Origin of the sequence: Hoyosella subflava DQS3-9A1 (assembly GCF_000214175.1) — a bacterium.
GTDB classification, from domain to species: Bacteria; Actinomycetota; Actinomycetes; order Mycobacteriales; family Mycobacteriaceae; genus Hoyosella; species Hoyosella subflava.
Genome location: NC_015564.1, coordinates 380952 through 398342, shown reverse-complemented (window position 1 = coordinate 398342; position 17391 = coordinate 380952). Strand labels below are relative to the sequence as shown.

Here is a 17391-nt window from a genome sequence, read left to right as displayed (position 1 = left end):
GTGCCCGGCATCGCCGTAACTCGAATGTCTCAGACACTAAGTAAGCTTCAGGATGTGTCGGGAGATGAGAGCGATCGCAGTTCAGGGCCGGAAGCGCCGGTGGACGGCCGCAGTCTGCGCTGGGAAGACCACAAAGCCGCGCGGCGGAACCAGGTACTCGACGCGGCGATGAGCGCGATCGACGCGGAAGGCGCCGGGGTGGGCGTTCAGCAGATCGCCGCGCGCGCGGGACTCCCCCGGTCAGTTGTCTATCGCCTCTTCCGTGAACGAGGTGACCTCGACGAGCAGGTGCGCGGCCACATCGTGTCGACGCTGATGGTGTCGCTCGCGCCCGCACTTGCCCCCGAAGGCAAAGCTGAAACTGCGATCGTTCGCGCGATCAACACCTACGTGTCGTGGATTGCGGAACACCCTAATCTGCACCATTTCCTCGGCAGCGGTTCGAAGCGCAGACCAGCAACCGTTTCCAAAGTCGTCTCCGGGACGAAGACCGCGATCGGGCTATACGTCACGGACGTGTTCGCCACGGCGCTGCGCCGGGCCGGCGCTGACGAGTCTGGTGCTGAGACGATCGCGTTCGGCGTGATCGGCCTTGTCGACGCAGCGGTCAACCGCTGGCTAAGCAGCCGAACGCGATCGATCTCGAAGGACAAACTGGCTGAGCTAGTGAGCCGTAGTGCGTGGCATGTGATTCACGGCAGCCTGAGCGATCTCGGGATAGAGATCGACCCGGACACTCCTCTGTCAGAACTTACGGGCGATATCAGACCCTTGCTTATCGCCCAGTAAGTTCCTCGCGCGGTCAGGTACGCCAATCGCTAGCCGAGGCCCCCACCCTCGCGGGCGGCGGCGACGGCGCTGTCACTAAGACCCCAGTTCTTCAGGATCTCGCCGGACGCCTCTGCGCCGCCATTGTCGCCAGCTGGCGACGGCACGGCTGCAGGCGTGCGGCTGAAACGGGGGGCGGGAGCGGGCTGGACGAGACCTCCGACCTCGATGTATGCCTGACGCGCCTGATTGTGCGGGTGCTTATGCGCTTCCCATGCTGAGACGACAGGGGTCGCGCACGCATCAGAGTCCGCGAACACTTCGGCCCACTCAGCGAGTGTCCGCTTCCGGAACGTTTCGGCGAGGACCTCGCGCAGGCGCTCAGCTTGACTCAGGTCCAAGTGGAAGGGCAGTTCATCGGTATTCTCCAGTTCGAGCTTCGCGACAAGCTCCGCGTAAAACTGGGGCTCCAGAGCGCCTACTGCCATGTAGCCGCCGTCCGATGTTTCGTAGGTGCCGTAGCACGCTGCACCACCGTCGAGGAGGTTTGTGCCGCGCGGCCCATTCCACAGTCCGTTCGCGTGCATGCCGTGCATGAACGTGGTCAGCAGCGCCGCGCCGTCGACCATCGCTGCATCCACTACCTGGCCCTTGCCCGAGTTCTGCCGCTCATGCAGTGCAGCGAGCACGCCCAGCGCGAGAAGCATGCCACCGCCCGCGAAATCGGCCAGAATGTTGGCTGGCGGCGTGGGGGGATCACCCGCCCTGCCAAGCAGGTCGAGCCCTCCAGAGATCGCTGCGTAGTTGATGTCGTGCCCAGCGCGGGGCGCGAGCGGCCCGTCTTGTCCCCATCCGGTGATTCGGCCGTAGATGAGGCGCGGGTTGATTCCCAGTAAGTCATCGGGTCCGATGCCCAAGCGCTCCGCTACGCCTGGACGGTAGCCCTCCACGAAGACATCCGCATTCCCGGCCAGTTCGCGTACGACCGCACGTCCGGAGTCGGATTTGAGGTCCACTGCGATCGTGTTCTTGCCACGGTCCATCGGGCCTTGTGGTGGCACGAGGCCCCCGCCCCCACCGGCACGTTCCACGCGGAGGACTTCAGCGCCGAGATCGGCGAGCAACATGCAGCCAAATGGCCCCGGTGCCAGTCCTGCCATTTCAACCACGCGCACACCATGAAGCGGTCCAGGCATAGGGCTGTCTCCTTTTCGATCAACGCGAGCTAGTACGTGTGACAGTTTGTCACATCTACTGCCTGCCGGGTATCCGCGGCCAGCCTCACCGCCGCACGGCGCGATGCAATGCGACAACGCCACCGGTGAGGTTCCGCCACTGCACGTCCGACCAGCCGCTCGCCACGATTCGGCGCGCGAGACCCGCCTGATCCGGCCACGCCCTGATCGACTCGGCGAGGTAAACGTACGCATCCGGATTCGAACTCACAGCTCGCGCAACCGCAGGCAGAGCTCGCATCAGGTACTCCATGTAGGCAGTGCTGAAAACTGGAACAACCGGCGTCGAGAACTCACACACGACCAAACGGCCGCCACGCTTCGTCACCCGGCGCAACTCGGCAAGCGCGGCATCGATATCAATGACATTGCGCAAACCGAACGAGATCGTTGCGGCATCGAACGACTCGTCCGCAAACGGCAGGTGCAGCGCATCGCCCGCGACCATTGGAACTCGCCGGAACCGGCCCGCCTGCAACATTCCTTTAGAGAAATCCGCAGCCACCACCCAGGCACCGGACCGCGTGAGCTCAACGGTGGACACTCCGGTCCCCGCCGCAAGATCGAGAACCGACTCACCCGGCTGCAGCCTGAGCGCGCGGCGCGTCGCCTTACGCCACACTCGATCACGACCGAACGAGAGGACCGTGTTGGTTACGTCGTACCGCCGCGCCACTCCATCGAACATCGACGCGACGTCATGGGGGTTCTTATCCAGAGTTGCACGCAAAAGCTCCGGGGGCTCAACACTCGTCACGAGATCGAAACTACCCGGTGCATCTTTCCCTGGCAGTAACCGGACTCAGGCGGATACGGCAAGCGGAGCACGGTCATGACCCGTCACCTCGGAATAGTGGCCCAAAAGCTCGTCACAGATCGCCGGCCAGGTCCGCCGCATCACTGACCGGCGCGCCGCGCGCCCAAACTGCGACCGTGCGACCGGATGCGCAAAAGCGCCGACCGCGTCGGGGAGCAACTCCTCGAAGTGCGGAACTGGAAGCAAAAACCCCGTCCGCGCGTGCGCGATCAGATCTTTCGGGCCGCCAGCATCGGGCCCGATGACTGGGATGCCGCTCGCGAGAGCCTCCTGCACCGCCTGACAAAACGTTTCATACTCCCCCGGGTGGACGAAGACATCGAAGCTGGCGTATGCCTGCGCAAGCTCGATTCCACCAAGGTGGCCCGTAAAAATTGCCTTCGGCATGCGCGCCTGCAGCTTCAGGCGATCGGGGCCGTCACCGACGGCAACGACCTGGACATCCTCACAGTGGTTGAGCGCAGCGAGGCGCTCCACGTGCTTTTCAGGAGCAAGCCGACCGACGAATCCGACGATCAGTTTTCCTTCAGGACTCCACCGTTCGCGCAACTCGGCGCTGCGACGAGTCGGAGTGAACCGATCAATATCGACGCCACGGCCCCAGCGATGAACGCGCGGAACGCCGTGGCGCTCAAGATCGGCAACGGATGCTGTGGACGGAGCGAGGGTGCGCGTTGCGCCGCGGTGCAGCTTGCGAGTCCACCGCCACGCGGCCCGCGCCGTCAGGCCTAGCCCGTAGCTGCACGCGAAACCCGCGACGTCCGTCTGAAAAACCGCGACAGTCGGCACATCGAGACGACGCGCGGCACCCAATCCACCCGCCCCCAGCAAGAATGGCGAGGCCAGGTGCACAACGTCGGGATCAAACGTGCGCATCACATCGGTCATCCACGGCTGCGGCAGCCCGACTGGCAGCGATGTCACCATCGGCACCATGACCGCAGGAACCCGATAGACAGGGAAGCCTTCATACTCCGGTACCGCAATCTCGCCGCCCACCGCATCCGGTGCGATCACGATCGCTTCATGACCGCCACGCTTGAGATGCTCGAGTACTCGGAGAACGGAATTAGTCACACCGTTGACATTCGGCAGGAAGGATTCGGTCACGACCGCTACTCGCATGCTCTCAGCGTCGCGCATTTCAGGGAAATCGGAGAAATCGGCACGTGACGGTCAGGCGAACCGCAGCTGAATCTCTTGTTTACACCCGGACCGCCCGCTCAGCTGGGTTGTGCATGCCGCAACTCCCGGCGGACATATACCAGGAACGGCGCGGCGGCCGCCCACGTCACCACAATGACGGAGAGGGCGGGCACGACCGCGACTTTGGCGTCACGTCCCGCGACACGAACCAGATCGGGATCGCGGTTCGCGTATTCGACCTCGATTCGCTGCCCCGCAGTCAGGTCGGTCGGGTAGAGCACACCCAGCCGCGGGTTGTGCAGAATTCCGTCTGGAGTACTGAACAGAATCGCTGACCTGCGTACTCCAGCAGCCAGCACCTCCGCGGTAGCCGTACCCATGTCGGCTTCGATGATCATGTCGTTGCGCCAGCAGCCGATCACGAGAATCACCGCCAGCATGGAGATCCCGCCCGCGACAAGGTACACCGCTACCTTCGCGCGCCTCAGCATCCGGAACCTCACGACTCAGAGCGTATCTGAGGGGTTCAGTGCATCCGCTGAGCACGCTCCGATATGCCATTGCGCACTGCAGCGTGCAGCTCACGCAAGCCCGAGCGGTCGGTACGCACTTCCACGACGCGTAATCCACCGGTGTCAGCCGCACCACGATCAAGGACGGCACCGAGTCCGTCGGCATCTGTCTGAATGTAGGGGACTCCGTACGCCTGACATACCGCAGATACATTCACACCATGCGGCGTCCCGAAGATCCGCTCGAACGCACCCGCATACACAGGGTCACCCTGTTCTAACAGTTCGAAGATCCCGCCGCCGTCGTCGTTAGCCACGACGACCGTAAGGTCCTGAGGTCTCGGCTCCTGCGGACCCAGTAGCAATCCTGAACTGTCATGAAGGAACGTCAGGTCACCTATCAAAGCAATTGCGCGTCCCCCATGCGCCGAGGCCGCTCCGATCGCTGTCGACACCGTTCCGTCGATGCCCGCAACACCGCGATTCGAGACAACGGAGGCGCCCGGCGGGACTGTCCCAGCCAGCGCAGCATCACGCACTGGGTTTGATGCTCCGAGAATGAGCAGATCCCCCGGATGAACTCGCCGGACCACCTCGCTCGCCACATGCAGACCAGTGCTCTTCGGGTGATGCGCAAGCTCGTCATCCATTACTTCGAACGCGGCAGCCGAGAGCACCCTGGCCTGCTCAAGCCACTCGTCACGCGGTGTACCCGAGATGACCGCACGCGTTCCCGCCGCGGTGAGGTTGCCCGAAACATCGGGCCACCGCGGACCCGTTGTGAGTGCATAGACCGCGACTTTAGGGTCAGCGAGGACTGACGAAACGGCGCGATGCAGGGTGGGACGGCCGGTGATAATCGCCTGCTGCGGTCTAAGTTCGGCCAGCGCGTACGGATGCACCGGAAAACCATGGACTGGGGCCGTGGGCTCGGCGACCGTCGGCATGCCGTCAAGTTCAGGGTGGGCACCCGAACCGTGCCCTGAGATAACGATCGTGTCGCGCGATAGGTCAATCGGCAGCGGAATGTCGAACAGGGTGTGCGGGGTCTCCGTCCAGGGCTGGCCGCCCTCCCGGCCCGGAGGTTCGTCTCCCTCACCAGGGCTGGGGACGAGCGGTTCACGCAGAGGTAAGTCAAACTGCACGGGGCCTGCATTGCCCGTCCGGTCACCGCGCGCAGCAGCGAGCACCCGGCACACGGCCGAACGCCACTGACTGTTCTGATCGCGATCAGCTTCCGCGATCCCCAGGCTGATGCACGCGCGGACCTGGTTCCCAAACATTCCCAACTGCTCGACCGTCTGGTTGGCACCAGTGCCGAGCAACTCGTACGGCCTGTTTGCGCTCAGCACGATCATGGGAACGCGCGCATAGTTCGCCTCGAAGACGGCCGGAGTGAGGTTCGCCACAGCGGTGCCGGAAGTCATGACGACAGGTACCGGCTGCTTCGAGCCGAGCGCCAGCCCAATGGCCAGGAAGCCCGCGGTGCGCTCATCAATCCGGACGTGAAGCCGGATACGGCCCGCCGTTTCGGCCGTATGCAGGGCAAAAGCCAGTGGGGCGTTACGCGAACCGGGGCAGAGCACGACGTCACGAACGCCACCGCGAATCAGTTCATCAACGACTGCGCGGGCCTGAGCTGTGGACGGGTTCACCTCACCAGAGTGGCAGATTCCGCGCACCCGCGTGCAGCGAGCCCTGTCCGACTAGGAAAAGTCAACGCGAGGGTGAAACGATGTCCTCCGTGCGAACCCATTTCGACCCCACGCTCATGGACCCTGATCGCGTCTATCAGCTGCTCACGTCGAGTGTGATTCCGAGGCCGATTGCCTGGGTTTCCACCCAGTCCGCCGAGGGTGTGGACAACCTCGCACCGTACAGCTTTTTCACCATCGCGAGCGTGCACCCGCCAATCGTCCAGTTCACCTCGGTTGGCCGGAAGGACAGTCTCGCGAACATCGAGGCGACCGGCGAGTTCGTCGTCAATCTCACATCTGAGCTGCTCATTGACCAGGTCAACGGAAGTTCAGCTGCGTATGACGCCGGAGTGAGCGAATTCGAGGCCCTCAAGGTCGTCTCAGCTCCGAGCGTCAAGGTTCGGCCGCTCCGAGTCAAAGCGGCACCTGTCAGTTTCGAATGTGTCCGCGAACAAGTCATCAGCATCGGTAACTCACATCTGATTCTCGGCCGCGTCGTCTTCGTCACCGCCAACAGCAGCACCCTCGACGACGACGGGCTCCCTGCGACGCAAGCGATCGCACCGCTCAGCCGGTTCGGCCGCACCGAATGGGGTCTCACACCGGAAACCCGTCAGGTCGCACGGCCAATCACGCCTGAGTAGCCAGCACCGTGTAACACCGCGTCAGCCGCTCCCGCCACCATTTCGTGCACTCCTCTGACGCCGCGAGCCGTCTCAAAGCCAGTTCGTCTACCGTCGCCGACCCTATCCGGAGGCCGCCTTCCGCCCATTCCATGGGCGGCCCCACATCATCGGCGAGCAGTTGCGTCGTACCGAGCCCGCAGGCCAGCTCGAGCACCGGGAGCGCCGCAGCCGTTGCTGCGCCGAGAGAAATACCGACGACGGTATCAAGGGCGCTCGAAACGACCACGGGGATTCCAGCTTCGCCTAAACGCTCAGCGATTGTGACCACACGGCGCGCGCCTCCAAGTGGTGCGACCTTGAGGACTGCCACATCAGCGCCGCCGGCCTCGACCACCCGAAAAGGGTCATCGGCGCGGCGGATGCTTTCATCTGCCGCCACCCGCACGGCACCGTCGAGCCGCTGCCGCAGTTCAGCGAGTTCTTCAACGGTGTGGCAGGGCTGCTCCACGTACTCAAGCGGTCCATGCTGCAGCAGCGCATCCAGCGCTCGCAGCGCATCACTGACGGTCCAGGCACCATTGGCGTCGACGCGGACATTCGGAATCTGTTCGCGGACCGCATTCACGCGAGCTACGTCCTCGGCCAGTGACTGTCCTTTTTCCGCGACCTTCACCTTGGCAGTTCTCGCCCCTGCGAATCGCGCGAGAATGTCCGGCACCCGAGCGGCGGACACTGCTGGAACGGTGGCGTTAACCGCGATGACGTCGCGGCGCGCGGGCGGCGGCCCGTTCCATGCGGCTTCCACCGCGGAGGCCAGCCAAGCCGACGCCTCCGCATCCTCGTATTCGGGGAAGGGCGCAAACTCGGCCCAGCCCGCTGGACCACGGAAGAGCGTCGCCTCACGCGTCGTGATCCCTCGGAAGCGCACGCGCAGCGGGATACTGACGACGTGCGCATCAGCCAAAATAGCGGAAAGTGGAGGCAGCTTCACTTCCGTTCGAACACTCCCCGTTTGCGGCCTGCCTCCAGCATTTCGCTGACAGCGACAAGCTTGACCCGCGGTCGGCCCGCTTTGCGCCCAGCCGACGTCTCCTTATCGTCAATCGACCGCCAGCCGCGCAAATCCACAGCCGCAGGCTGACGTTCACTGACGAGACGCGCTAGTTCATCGCGCGTGTGGACGGGGCGCTGCAGCTTTTCGCTGTTGAAGTCGTCGATTATCTGCTGAACCGTCTCCTCCGCGTCGGTTTTGTTGGTTCCGATGACTCCGGTGGGACCGCGTTTGATCCATCCGGCGACGTACACACCGGGGATCTGCTGTCCGCCTGGCGCATCCAGTATTCTGCCGCGATCATTCGGAATAGTTCCGCCCTTTTCATCAAACGGCAACCCCGGCAGGGCGGTGCCGCGGTATCCGACTGAACGCAGCACGAGCGACGTTTCGATGTCCTCCGTCTCGTCTGTCGGCTGTGCGTGCAGGCCATTAGGTCCGCTCACCAGTTCATTCCGCACCGCACGCAGTCCAGTGACCCGATCATTTCCGAGAATCTCCTGGGGTGACACTCGATAGCGGAATACAATCTTGCGACGAGACTCATCCGGTGGGTGTTTCGCAGAGGCGTCCGCGAATTCGTAAGCGAGCTGAACCTTGTACTGCGCCAAGGGTTGGGGAGATTCTTCAACCGCCTTCTGGCTCAATTCGTCGAGTCTGGCCTCATCAGGATCAATGACGACGTCAACACCGGGAAGACTGCCCAGCGCGAGGAATTCCGGCACGCTGTACGCTGCCTGGGCCGGCCCACGCCGACCGAGCAGGACAACTTCTCGCACCTTGCTTTCCTTCAGAGCATCCAGCGCGTAGTCGGCGATGTCGGTCCGGGCGAGTAGTTCAGGATCGAGAGTGAGAATCCGCGCGACGTCCAGGGCGACGTTGCCGTTGCCAACGATCACGACTCGCTCGGATGAGAGGTCAAAAGTGCGGTCGGCGTAATCGGGATGACCGTTGTACCAGGCGACGAATTCAGTGGCAGCGTGACTACCTGGAAGTTCCTCGCCTGGAATGTTCAAATGACGGTCCGCTGACGCACCCACCGCATAGATAACGGCGTGATGGTATTCCATCAGGTCCTCGTGCGAGAGGTGGTTCCCTATCTCAACATTCAGGTGGAAACGGAATGCGGGTTTAGCGACCGTCCACCTGAACATGTCGGCGACCATCTTGGTCCCCGGATGATCCGGTGCAACACCCGCGCGCACCAGCCCGTACGGGGTGGGAAGACGGTCGAACACCTCGACTTCCACGTTGGAATGACTCAGCAAGTCTCGGGCGGCGTACATCGCGGCAGGCCCAGAACCCACAATCGCGACACGTAACGTTCCCAGGTCGGTACGCAGTGGGACTTCCGGAACATACGGCGGCAATGTGGGATCAAGCGGATACTTGCGGTAGTAGTTCTCGTTGATCTCCGCGTACCGGCCAAGCTGGGCGGGCAGCGCATCATCGGGGAAGATTGCGCTCACCGGGCACTCGTCCAGGCAGGCACCACAGTCGATGCAGACGTCCGGCTCGATGTACAGCATCTCGGTGGTGGCGAACTGCGGCTCGTCCGGTGTCGGGTGAATACAGTTGACCGGGCAGACCGGCACACAGGAAGCGTCGTTGCAGCATGCCTGGGTGATGACGTAGGCCATGCACCCGACAGTACGCCTCCTGCCCGGCGGGGATTCGCACTTCGCCACCGGGCATCAGGCGTGTGTCAGGAGAACAGCTCCACGATGGAGCCGAAATCTGGCCCCGGTGTAATCGGCAATCACAACACAGGTTTGCGAAATCGCGGCTTCACCTCCCGCGGCGCCGCAACTCGCCGCAACGCGCTGCTAGATATGCTCACCTCGTGACTTCCGACGCTGCGCCTTTCAGTCCAGACCTCTGGGAACCCGTCGCTGGATTCGACGACCTCACCGATATCACCTATCACCGCCACGTGCGTGACGGACACAAGCGGGGAATAGTCAGAATCGCATTCGACCGGCCCGAGATCCGCAATGCTTTCCGGCCGCACACGGTCGATGAGCTCTATCGCACCCTTGAGCACGCGCGTATGACCTCAGATGTGGGTGTCGTGCTCCTCACGGGCAACGGACCCAGCGCGAAGGACGGTGGCTGGGCGTTCTGTTCGGGCGGCGATCAGCGCATCAGAGGGCGGAGCGGTTACCAGTACGCGTCTGGTGAAACTGCCGAGACTGTCGATCCTGCCCGTGCGGGGCGGCTGCACATTCTTGAAGTGCAGCGGCTGATCCGCTTTATGCCGAAAGTTGTGATGTGCCTCGTCAATGGGTGGGCCGCCGGCGGCGGGCATAGCCTGCATGCCGTCTGCGATATGACGCTGGCAAGTCGGGAACACGCCCGGTTCAAACAGACAGATGCCGACGTCGGCAGCTTCGACGCCGGTTATGGTTCGGCCTATCTTGCCCGGCAGGTAGGTCAGAAATTCGCTCGTGAGATCTTCTTCCTCGGCCGGCCATATACAGCAGACGAGATGCACCACATGGGTGCCGTCAATGCGGTAATCAAGCACGCCGAACTCGAGAACACCGCACTGGAATGGGCTGAGGAAATTCTCGGGAAGTCACCGCAGGCGATCCGGATGCTGAAGTACGCATTCAACGCGATTGATGACGGACTTGTCGGTCAGCAGATCTTCGCTGGCGAAACCACGCGGCTGGCCTACATGACTGACGAAGCCGTGGAAGGCCGCGACTCGTTCCTGGAGAAGCGCAAGCCGGACTGGTCGGGCTACCCCTGGTATTACTAGCGGGCACTACTAGCGGGGATTACTAGCAATCACTAATGCTCAACGAGAGGCGGGCGCGGTGCAGATACTCAGCAGCCGGATAATCCTCCGGCCCAGTGACTACGAGCGGACACTCAACTTCTACCGCGACGTGCTCGGTCTCGCGATCTACCGCGAGTACCCCGGTGGGACGGTGTTCTTCGCTGGTCAGGGGCTCATCGAAGTTGCCTCCCACGGCAGAGCTTCCGAGCGGGGAGCATTCACTGGAGCGCTGTGGCTGCAAACCCGCGATATCGCAGCGGCAGAAGCAGAACTCGAAACCAAAGGCATTACGATTCGCCGTGAAGCAATCCAGGAGCCTTGGGGCCTGATCGAAATGTGGATCGAGGACCCTGATGGGATTCCTATTGTGCTTGTCGAGATACCCGCCGATCACCCATTGCGTGGTGACCAGCGCCCGGCGCGCGATACTTAGTCGATGAATAGCCAGCGTCTGTTCGGCGATTGGCTTCCCTGGCGGGAGGTCGACCGTTTGCTTGCGCTGGGCAAGTCGCTCCGCCCGACCGTGCCGACGAGCCCGGCGGGGCTCGTCCAGCTCATTCTTCGCGTCGCATCGGACCGGCTACTCGGCCGCCGCATCACTATCCAGACAGGCGATACGGACGTGTCGTTCACGCCAGTTGAGATCGACAGTGATTTTCACACTCTCGGTCTCGCAACCGGCCAGATAGCAGCAATTCGATTCGTCGCGAACCATGTGCGCTGGGAACGAACGACACTTCAGCGGGTCGAAGTCACGTTCACCGACACCCGCTTACGCTCCCTCCCGGCACCGTATCTCGTGGTCGGACTGGTGACGGTGCGCATCACTGTCACCAGCACTGAAGTTCACCATTGGGTCAAGCAGGTCGCGCCTGACATTCACGTCGACATCACCAAAGAGGGCAAGGTCCAGGCCAGCTGGGCGCGGGCGCCCATGCTCGGTCACATTGAGTTGCGGCCTACCGCGGGCGACTCCGTTATCTATCTCGACCCGACGGGTCTGCAGATCTGGCAGCGCAGCCTCCCTGTAGCGCACCGGATGAAGCCCTTCGCGATCGCAGTCCCCGATTTGCCGCACGGACTCCAGCTGACCAGCATCGAGACAGGCCCCGAGGAGCTGATCCTGCACGGTGTGACTGACCGCGTTCGCGAACGTATCTCCTCGATGCCGCTCGCCGATGTGCTGACCATGCTCTTGCGCCTGATCGATCAATTCACCTGATTACCACTGCCGGAAGCGTGTATGCACGGGGAAACGCGCGTGCAGCAGGCGCTGGCGGAGCACGCCAAGCGCGAACGTCACCACCTCGTCTTTGAGGACGTGCGGTGCCAGTCCGGGCCGTGTGACCACACCGAGGGTTCGCAGCTCACCGATGGCCCGGTCCACGAATGGCGCGACCGAATACGGTTCGATCTCGTCACCGCTGGCCGTCCAACCTTCATCAGCGAGCAGCGTCGCGGCGAGAATCGTGGGGTCTACATCATCGTCGCCGAGCGCCGGCCCAGCCGGATCGAGCGTGATCCCCTGGCCACGGCCTATCACCGCCATCAGCGCCTCTGCCGCGATCGTTTCCGTCGTGTAGGACGGCCCCAGCCAGTCACGCAACAAGAACCCCAGCGCGTCGTCAATCCCCGCATCACGAGCGCGCGGTGTTGGCACGATGCGTCCGCGAACACGCCGCACCACCCGCATCCGCTGCAGGAGCTTCCACAGTTCGCTTAGTTGATGCGCGGCCGGAGTCTGTAGGTCGCTCCACCAGGGATGCGCCTCGGGTTCCTCCTCGAGGATCACCTGATCCAGTTCAGCGGGCAAAGCACCGTTAGCCGAGACCGGCTTCCCTTCGCCGAGAAGAGTCAGGAAACGATGAACGCGACGGGCGACTGTATGCGGAACAACCGCGGCCGAATGTAGGCCATCGAGTAGGCCCTCATACATCGCGGCACGCGTCTCGGACAGGCTTGACCACAGATCGATCCGGCAATCGACAACATCTTCGAGAAGCGGGCGGCCCTTACGCTCCGTGGCGAGCACCGCATGGGTCAATTTGGCGCGGCGCTCGGCCGTTTCGTTCTTGCGCTCCCCAGTTCCGAACTCGCCCGTCACCGCGGCAACTTCGAGGGTCGAGGAGATCTGTTCGACTATCGCGAGTTCCTCAGACGTGCACATGTGCTGCCATGTCACTTGATCAGTGTCGGGCGGCTCCACCCCCGAGGTCTCGAGGGCGAGCCGATACGCCTCAGACCACTCGTCGGGATCCATTAGGAACAGCAGCCGCCGCGTGGTTTCGCCGCGCGCGATAGCCGCGTAGCGCATCCGGCCGAGACGCTGCAGGAGCGCGGCGAGCGCGCAACTCTGCGCCCATGCTCGTTGCGGGTCACGCTCATCCTGCTCACGAAGCGCGGCCCAGCAGAGATGCTGCACACTCGCCTGTGTTGGCCCCTCGGGGGGAGATATTTCAGCCAGCTTCTCCCAGGCGTGGATGGCGTCAGCAGCGATCGCAGGGTCCTCCGCATCGAGGGCACTGAGTGCTGCTTCTACGGTCTCGTCCACGTCGCCACTGTATCGACTTACACGCGGCGTGGGAGCATCGTGGCGTGACCATTCTGCGCACGCTTCCCATTCCAGCAGGAAAATCAGTGTTGGGGCTGCTGCCACATCTTGAGAAAGCGCTGAACGGTCAGGCGTCGTGGCTGCCCGTGCCCGAATACGACGAACGCGAAGCCCGCCGCTTGACAGTCGCACTGAAAGCCGGGGAGCCGATCGACCCCGGCATCAGTCTGGTCGTGGCGACCTCAGGAACCACCGGGACACCGAAAGGTGCGATGGTTACAGCATCGGCGCTGCGCGCGAGTATCGATGCCTCTCATCATCGGATTGGTGGGCCGGGACGCTGGGTGCTTGCGCTTCCTCCCCACCACATCGCGGGTCTGCAGGTCTTGTTGCGCGCGATCATCTCCGGGACCACTCCCGTGGTCATCGACGTGCGCAACGGGTTCGACCCGGCCGGATTCGCCACTACCGTTCAGCGAGCGGCACGCGAGCCTGGACCGCTTTACGTCTCCCTGGTTCCCGGACAGCTCATCAAGGCGATCGAATACCCAGCAGCCGTTGCGGCACTTCGCGAATGCAGTGCAGTCCTCATCGGCGGAGCAGCGCTTCCGCCGAACGTCAGTGCTCAGGCGCACGAGCACAGCATTCCGGTTATCCGAACCTACGGGATGAGTGAAACGTGCGGCGGGTGCGTGTACGACGGCGTCCCCCTCGAGGGCGCTCGTGTCCGGATCGACAACGGTCGCGTCGTCCTTGGCGGGACGATGCTTGCAGTCGGTTACCGGAATCTCCCCGGCCATCCCGCTTTTGGTGAAGCGGGATGGTTTCGCACCGACGACGCCGGATCGTTGTCGAGGGGCATCCTGACGGTGCACGGGCGGCTCGACGAAGCGATCTCGACTGGTGGTCTGACAATAGTTCCTCAGGTCGTCGAGTCGGCCCTAGCCAAGCTCCCCTCGGTCCGGGAGTGCGCGGTCGTGGGCCTTCGCGATCCTCGTCTGGGTGAGCGGGTAGTTGCGGCCATAATCGCCGTACCGGGGGCCACTGTGAGTCTTGCTGAGGCTCGCCGCGCTGTCACCGATCAGCTTGATTCGACCGCCGCGCCACGGCAGATCTTCCTCATGAGTGACCTGCCTCTCCTTAGTTCCGGCAAGGTAGACCGCGCCGCTCTGCGAAATATGCTGCAGAACTGAGAAAATGACACCATGGCGTCCACAGCGGAATGGATCGAAGGGGCTCGCCCCCGCACATTGCCCAATGCGATAGCACCGGTGATCGCCGGGACGGGCGCAGCCGGGGCGCTGGGTGCGGCAGTGTGGTGGAAAGCCCTGCTCGCCCTCGTAGTTTCGCTCGCGCTGATTGTGGCGGTGAACTATGCCAACGACTACTCGGACGGAGTCCGGGGTACCGACGATGTCCGGGTGGGCCCGATGCGGCTGGTGGGATCCGGAGCCGCCACCCCCACCGCGGTCAAGAACGCGGCGTTCGCTGCTTTCGGAATCGCTGCCGTTGCAGGTGTAGTCCTTGCCCTAACGTCAGCGTGGTGGCTGATCCTTGTGGGTGCGGCGTGCGTCGCCGGTGCGTGGTTCTACACAGGTGGGCGCAAACCCTATGGCTATCTGGGGTTCGGCGAAGTCGCAGTATTCGTCTTCTTCGGCTTGGTCGCAGTACTCGGTACCCAGTTTGTGCAAGCTGGAACTGTCAGCTGGGTCGGGTTGCTCTGTGCGATCAGCGTCGGTTGCTTCTCTAGCGCCGTGCTCGTAGCCAACAATCTTCGAGACATCGAAACAGACGCCGCTGCCGGGAAGAACACGCTTGCGGTCCGGCTTGGTGACGCCCGCACGCGGACACTGCATGTCGTGTTACTCGCGGTCCCCTTCCTGCTTACGCTCGCCCTGGCGTTTGACAGCGCGGCTGCGTTGATCGCGCTCGCTGCCGCACCGATGGCCGTTCGGGCGCACCTGCCGGTGCGGACCGGGCGAAAGGGTCTGGAACTCATCCCGGTACTTCGCGACACCGGCCTGGCGATGCTGGCGTGGTCGGTTCTTGCCGCGGTTGGCCTGAATCTCAGTTAAGGATCGATGATGCTGCTCACACTTGCTGTGGGCACGGTTCTCGCCGTGCTTTTTGTCCTGGAACTCATAGCGCTCGCCGCGATCGGCGTGCTGGCGTGGTCAGCCGGCGCTGCACTCTCCGGAACAGCCGCCGGGATTGCGTTCGGCGTACTAGCTGTATCGGTCGCTGGGATTGCATGGTTTCTCTTCGCCGCTGAACGACCGTACTTCGATCATCCGCCCGCGCGACTCGTCGTCAAAGTCGTCGTGTTCGCGGTCGCGGCCTATTCCGTCTGGAGTCTGGCTTCACCGATGTGGGCAGGCATTTTCGTCGCAGCACTACTCGCTGTACACGCCGTCGCGAGCCTGCGCATCTTGCCTGCCGACTGAGGCCTACTCCCACGCCCCGCGCCTGCTGGGAAATGCACACGGATCTTCGGGCGAATTCATATGGTCCTTGCAACACCCCTGTTGAACAGGGGTGTTGTAGATGGTCATGACGCGTCCGCGGAAGCGAGCCGACATTCAGCGCGAGTTTTGGTTACGAATTCGATCGGGTGAATCGATTACTGACGCGGCGGCTTCGATGGGGTTCCATCGTCAGACGGTGACGCGCTGGTTCCGCAAAACTGGCGGGGTGACGCCGTCATTAGTCAAGCCGCCTTCCGGGCGGTATCTGTCGTTCGAGGAACGCGAAATGATCGGGATGCGATACGCAGCGAAATGCTCGATACGTGAGATAGCGCGGCAGCTGGATCGTGCCCCGTCGACGGTGAAGCGCGAGATCGATCGGGGATACAGCAAAACTTCCGGCAATCGCCGCTACTACACCCCGACCTACGCCCAGGCGAAGGCGGAAGAGCGTGCTCAACGTCCTAAGGACAGTAAGCTCGCAACGAATGAGCGGTTGCGCTCCTATGTGCAGGACCAGCTGAAAAGGAACCTGAGTCCTCAACAGATCGCGGGAAGACTGAAAGTGGACTTCCCCGATGATGAGGAGATGCGGGTGTCACATGAATCGATCTACCGGTCGCTGTACGTCCAGACTCGAGGCAGCCTGAAACGGGAACTCGCCAGACACTTGAGAACCGGCCGCAGCCTGCGTAAACCCAACCGCACAGCCGATAAGCGGCGCGGTCGTATACCTGGCATGGTCAATGTCAGTGAGCGCCCGCCCGAGGCCGATACCCGGAAGGTTCCCGGCCACTGGGAAGGCGATTTAATCATGGGGAAAGACGGCGCCACCGCCATCGGCACCCTGGTAGAACGCGCCAGTGGGTTCGTCATGCTGCTGCACCTGCCCGATGGTCATAGCGCGATGCAGGTACAGGACGCGATCGTCGAGAAAATGGGGCAGCTGCCAGAGCTACTGCGCAGGTCTCTCACATGGGACCAGGGCAAAGAACTAACACGACATGTGCAGATCGCAGCCGCGACCGGACTCAAAGTTTACTTCTGCGATCCGCACAGTCCCTGGCAACGCGGATCCAACGAGAACACCAATGGCCTGCTGCGCCAGTACTTTCCAAAGGGAACGGATCTGTCCCTTCACGGCCCTGGGATCCTCGACCTTGTTGCCACCGAACTAAACGATCGCCCCCGCAAACGTCACGGCTACGCAACACCCGCAGAGAAACTCCAGCAACTACTCTCAAACGAACAACCAGAAAATCCAGGTGTTGCAAGGACCCCCTGAATCCGAGTCGGTTACACCGTGCGTTTCCCTGCAGGCGTAGGCGTCGGACGGTTCGCCTTGATCAGCGCTTACCTGGCACGACCATTCCGAGTACGAAGTTGACGATCGCGATCAGCAGGGCACCCCAGAACGCAGCCCAGAATCCAGCGATGTCGATGCCGTAGTCGAAGTAGCTGGTCACCCATTCCGTGAGCAGCAACATCAAGGCGTTGATGACCAGCAGGAACAAGCCAAGCGTGAGGATCACAAGCGGTAGTGACAAGAGCTTCACGACCGGCTTGACCACCATGTTGACGAGCGTGAAGACGAGACCGATCAGCACGATCACGATCGCGTCAGCACCGATAGAATCTCCGGGCAGCCGGAGTGAGATCCCTGTAATCCACTCTGCGGCGAGCCAAATGGCGAATGAGTTAATCACCAAGCTTGCAATGAACAGCATGCGTCTATCGT

Annotated in this window: 19 protein-coding genes; 10 read left to right on the top strand and 9 right to left on the bottom strand. The window is 62.6% G+C overall.

Going from position 1 to position 17391, the window contains the following annotated elements; genetic code table 11:
• Positions 1-54: 54 nt before the first annotated feature.
• Complete coding sequence (locus AS9A_RS01895; RefSeq protein WP_232323077.1) at positions 55-789, top strand: TetR/AcrR family transcriptional regulator; 735 nt, start codon at positions 55-57, stop codon at positions 787-789.
• A 29-nt stretch (positions 790-818) separates the two neighbouring features.
• On the opposite strand, the gene AS9A_RS01890 is transcribed toward AS9A_RS01895, so the two are convergent.
• The 3 genes from AS9A_RS01890 to AS9A_RS01880 all read right to left on the bottom strand — a co-directional run bounded on the left by AS9A_RS01890 (position 819) and on the right by AS9A_RS01880 (position 3897).
• Positions 819-1964, bottom strand: coding sequence for a CaiB/BaiF CoA transferase family protein (locus AS9A_RS01890; RefSeq protein WP_013805199.1), 1146 nt, complete (start codon positions 1962-1964; stop codon positions 819-821).
• Positions 1965-2049: 85 nt separating this feature from the next.
• Positions 2050-2760, bottom strand: a complete 711-nt coding sequence (locus tag AS9A_RS01885) for a demethylmenaquinone methyltransferase (RefSeq protein WP_013805198.1) — start codon at positions 2758-2760, stop codon at positions 2050-2052.
• 45 nt (positions 2761-2805) lie between these two features.
• A complete protein-coding gene (locus AS9A_RS01880) occupies positions 2806-3897 on the bottom strand; it encodes a glycosyltransferase family 4 protein (protein WP_237707919.1) in 1092 nt (363 codons plus the stop codon).
• On the opposite strand from AS9A_RS01880, the gene AS9A_RS24505 reads away from it, so the two are divergent.
• Positions 3847-3993: a hypothetical protein gene (locus AS9A_RS24505; protein ID WP_237707990.1), complete on the top strand. Its 147-nt coding sequence runs from the start codon at positions 3847-3849 to the stop codon at positions 3991-3993. The two genes, AS9A_RS01880 and AS9A_RS24505, sit on opposite strands and share 51 nt — an antisense overlap.
• Before the next feature lie 50 nt (positions 3994-4043).
• Here AS9A_RS24505 and AS9A_RS01875 read toward each other — a convergent pair whose 3' ends face one another.
• The gene (locus tag AS9A_RS01875) at positions 4044-4457 is read right to left on the bottom strand and encodes a hypothetical protein (protein ID WP_041450789.1); all 414 of its coding nucleotides are present in this window, start codon (positions 4455-4457) and stop codon (positions 4044-4046) included.
• Positions 4458-4492: 35 nt separating this feature from the next.
• The gene (gene menD / locus AS9A_RS01870) at positions 4493-6133 is read right to left on the bottom strand and encodes a 2-succinyl-5-enolpyruvyl-6-hydroxy-3-cyclohexene-1-carboxylic-acid synthase (protein WP_041450788.1); all 1641 of its coding nucleotides are present in this window, start codon (positions 6131-6133) and stop codon (positions 4493-4495) included.
• Between the two features lie 80 nt (positions 6134-6213).
• Between menD and AS9A_RS01865 the strand changes: the two genes are divergently transcribed.
• Positions 6214-6819 carry a flavin reductase family protein gene (locus tag AS9A_RS01865; RefSeq protein WP_013805194.1) on the top strand — a complete coding sequence of 202 codons (606 nt, stop codon included), beginning with the start codon at positions 6214-6216 and terminating at the stop codon, positions 6817-6819.
• On the opposite strand, the gene AS9A_RS01860 is transcribed toward AS9A_RS01865, so the two are convergent.
• Positions 6806-7792: an o-succinylbenzoate synthase gene (locus AS9A_RS01860; protein WP_013805193.1), complete on the bottom strand. Its 987-nt coding sequence runs from the start codon at positions 7790-7792 to the stop codon at positions 6806-6808. The two genes, AS9A_RS01865 and AS9A_RS01860, sit on opposite strands and share 14 nt — an antisense overlap.
• Positions 7789-9492: an FAD-dependent oxidoreductase gene (locus tag AS9A_RS01855; protein WP_013805192.1), complete on the bottom strand. Its 1704-nt coding sequence runs from the start codon at positions 9490-9492 to the stop codon at positions 7789-7791. Before AS9A_RS01855 ends, AS9A_RS01860 begins: the two co-directional genes overlap by 4 nt.
• Positions 9493-9695: 203 nt before the next feature.
• Between AS9A_RS01855 and AS9A_RS01850 the strand changes: the two genes are divergently transcribed.
• Genes AS9A_RS01850 through AS9A_RS01840 form a run of 3 tightly spaced genes read left to right on the top strand, consistent with a single transcriptional unit; the run spans position 9696 to position 11859 of the window.
• Positions 9696-10616, top strand: a complete 921-nt coding sequence (locus AS9A_RS01850; RefSeq protein WP_013805190.1) for a 1,4-dihydroxy-2-naphthoyl-CoA synthase — start codon at positions 9696-9698, stop codon at positions 10614-10616.
• Positions 10617-10674: 58 nt separating this feature from the next.
• The gene (locus AS9A_RS01845; RefSeq protein ID WP_013805189.1) at positions 10675-11070 is read left to right on the top strand and encodes a VOC family protein; all 396 of its coding nucleotides are present in this window, start codon (positions 10675-10677) and stop codon (positions 11068-11070) included.
• 3 nt (positions 11071-11073) lie between these two features.
• A complete protein-coding gene (locus AS9A_RS01840; protein ID WP_013805188.1) occupies positions 11074-11859 on the top strand; it encodes an LmeA family phospholipid-binding protein in 786 nt (261 codons plus the stop codon).
• Here AS9A_RS01840 and AS9A_RS01835 read toward each other — a convergent pair whose 3' ends face one another.
• Positions 11860-13188: a hypothetical protein gene (locus AS9A_RS01835; RefSeq protein WP_041450787.1), complete on the bottom strand. Its 1329-nt coding sequence runs from the start codon at positions 13186-13188 to the stop codon at positions 11860-11862.
• Between AS9A_RS01835 and menE the strand changes: the two genes are divergently transcribed.
• The 4 genes from menE (at position 13164) to AS9A_RS01815 (ending at position 16938) form a co-directional block, all read left to right on the top strand.
• A complete protein-coding gene (gene menE, locus AS9A_RS01830; protein WP_407636559.1) occupies positions 13164-14381 on the top strand; it encodes an o-succinylbenzoate--CoA ligase in 1218 nt (405 codons plus the stop codon). The genes AS9A_RS01835 and menE overlap by 25 nt on opposite strands.
• A gap of 12 nt (positions 14382-14393) precedes the next feature.
• Entirely contained in the window at positions 14394-15263 is an 870-nt protein-coding gene (locus AS9A_RS01825; protein WP_013805185.1) for a 1,4-dihydroxy-2-naphthoate polyprenyltransferase, read from the top strand.
• 9 nt (positions 15264-15272) lie between these two features.
• Positions 15273-15632 carry a DUF2568 domain-containing protein gene (locus AS9A_RS01820; protein WP_013805184.1) on the top strand — a complete coding sequence of 120 codons (360 nt, stop codon included), beginning with the start codon at positions 15273-15275 and terminating at the stop codon, positions 15630-15632.
• A gap of 100 nt (positions 15633-15732) precedes the next feature.
• Entirely contained in the window at positions 15733-16938 is a 1206-nt protein-coding gene (locus tag AS9A_RS01815) for an IS30 family transposase (RefSeq protein WP_013798052.1), read from the top strand.
• A 61-nt stretch (positions 16939-16999) separates the two neighbouring features.
• Here AS9A_RS01815 and AS9A_RS01810 read toward each other — a convergent pair whose 3' ends face one another.
• Positions 17000-17380 carry a phage holin family protein gene (locus AS9A_RS01810; protein WP_013805183.1) on the bottom strand — a complete coding sequence of 127 codons (381 nt, stop codon included), beginning with the start codon at positions 17378-17380 and terminating at the stop codon, positions 17000-17002.
• Positions 17381-17391 lie beyond the last annotated feature (11 nt).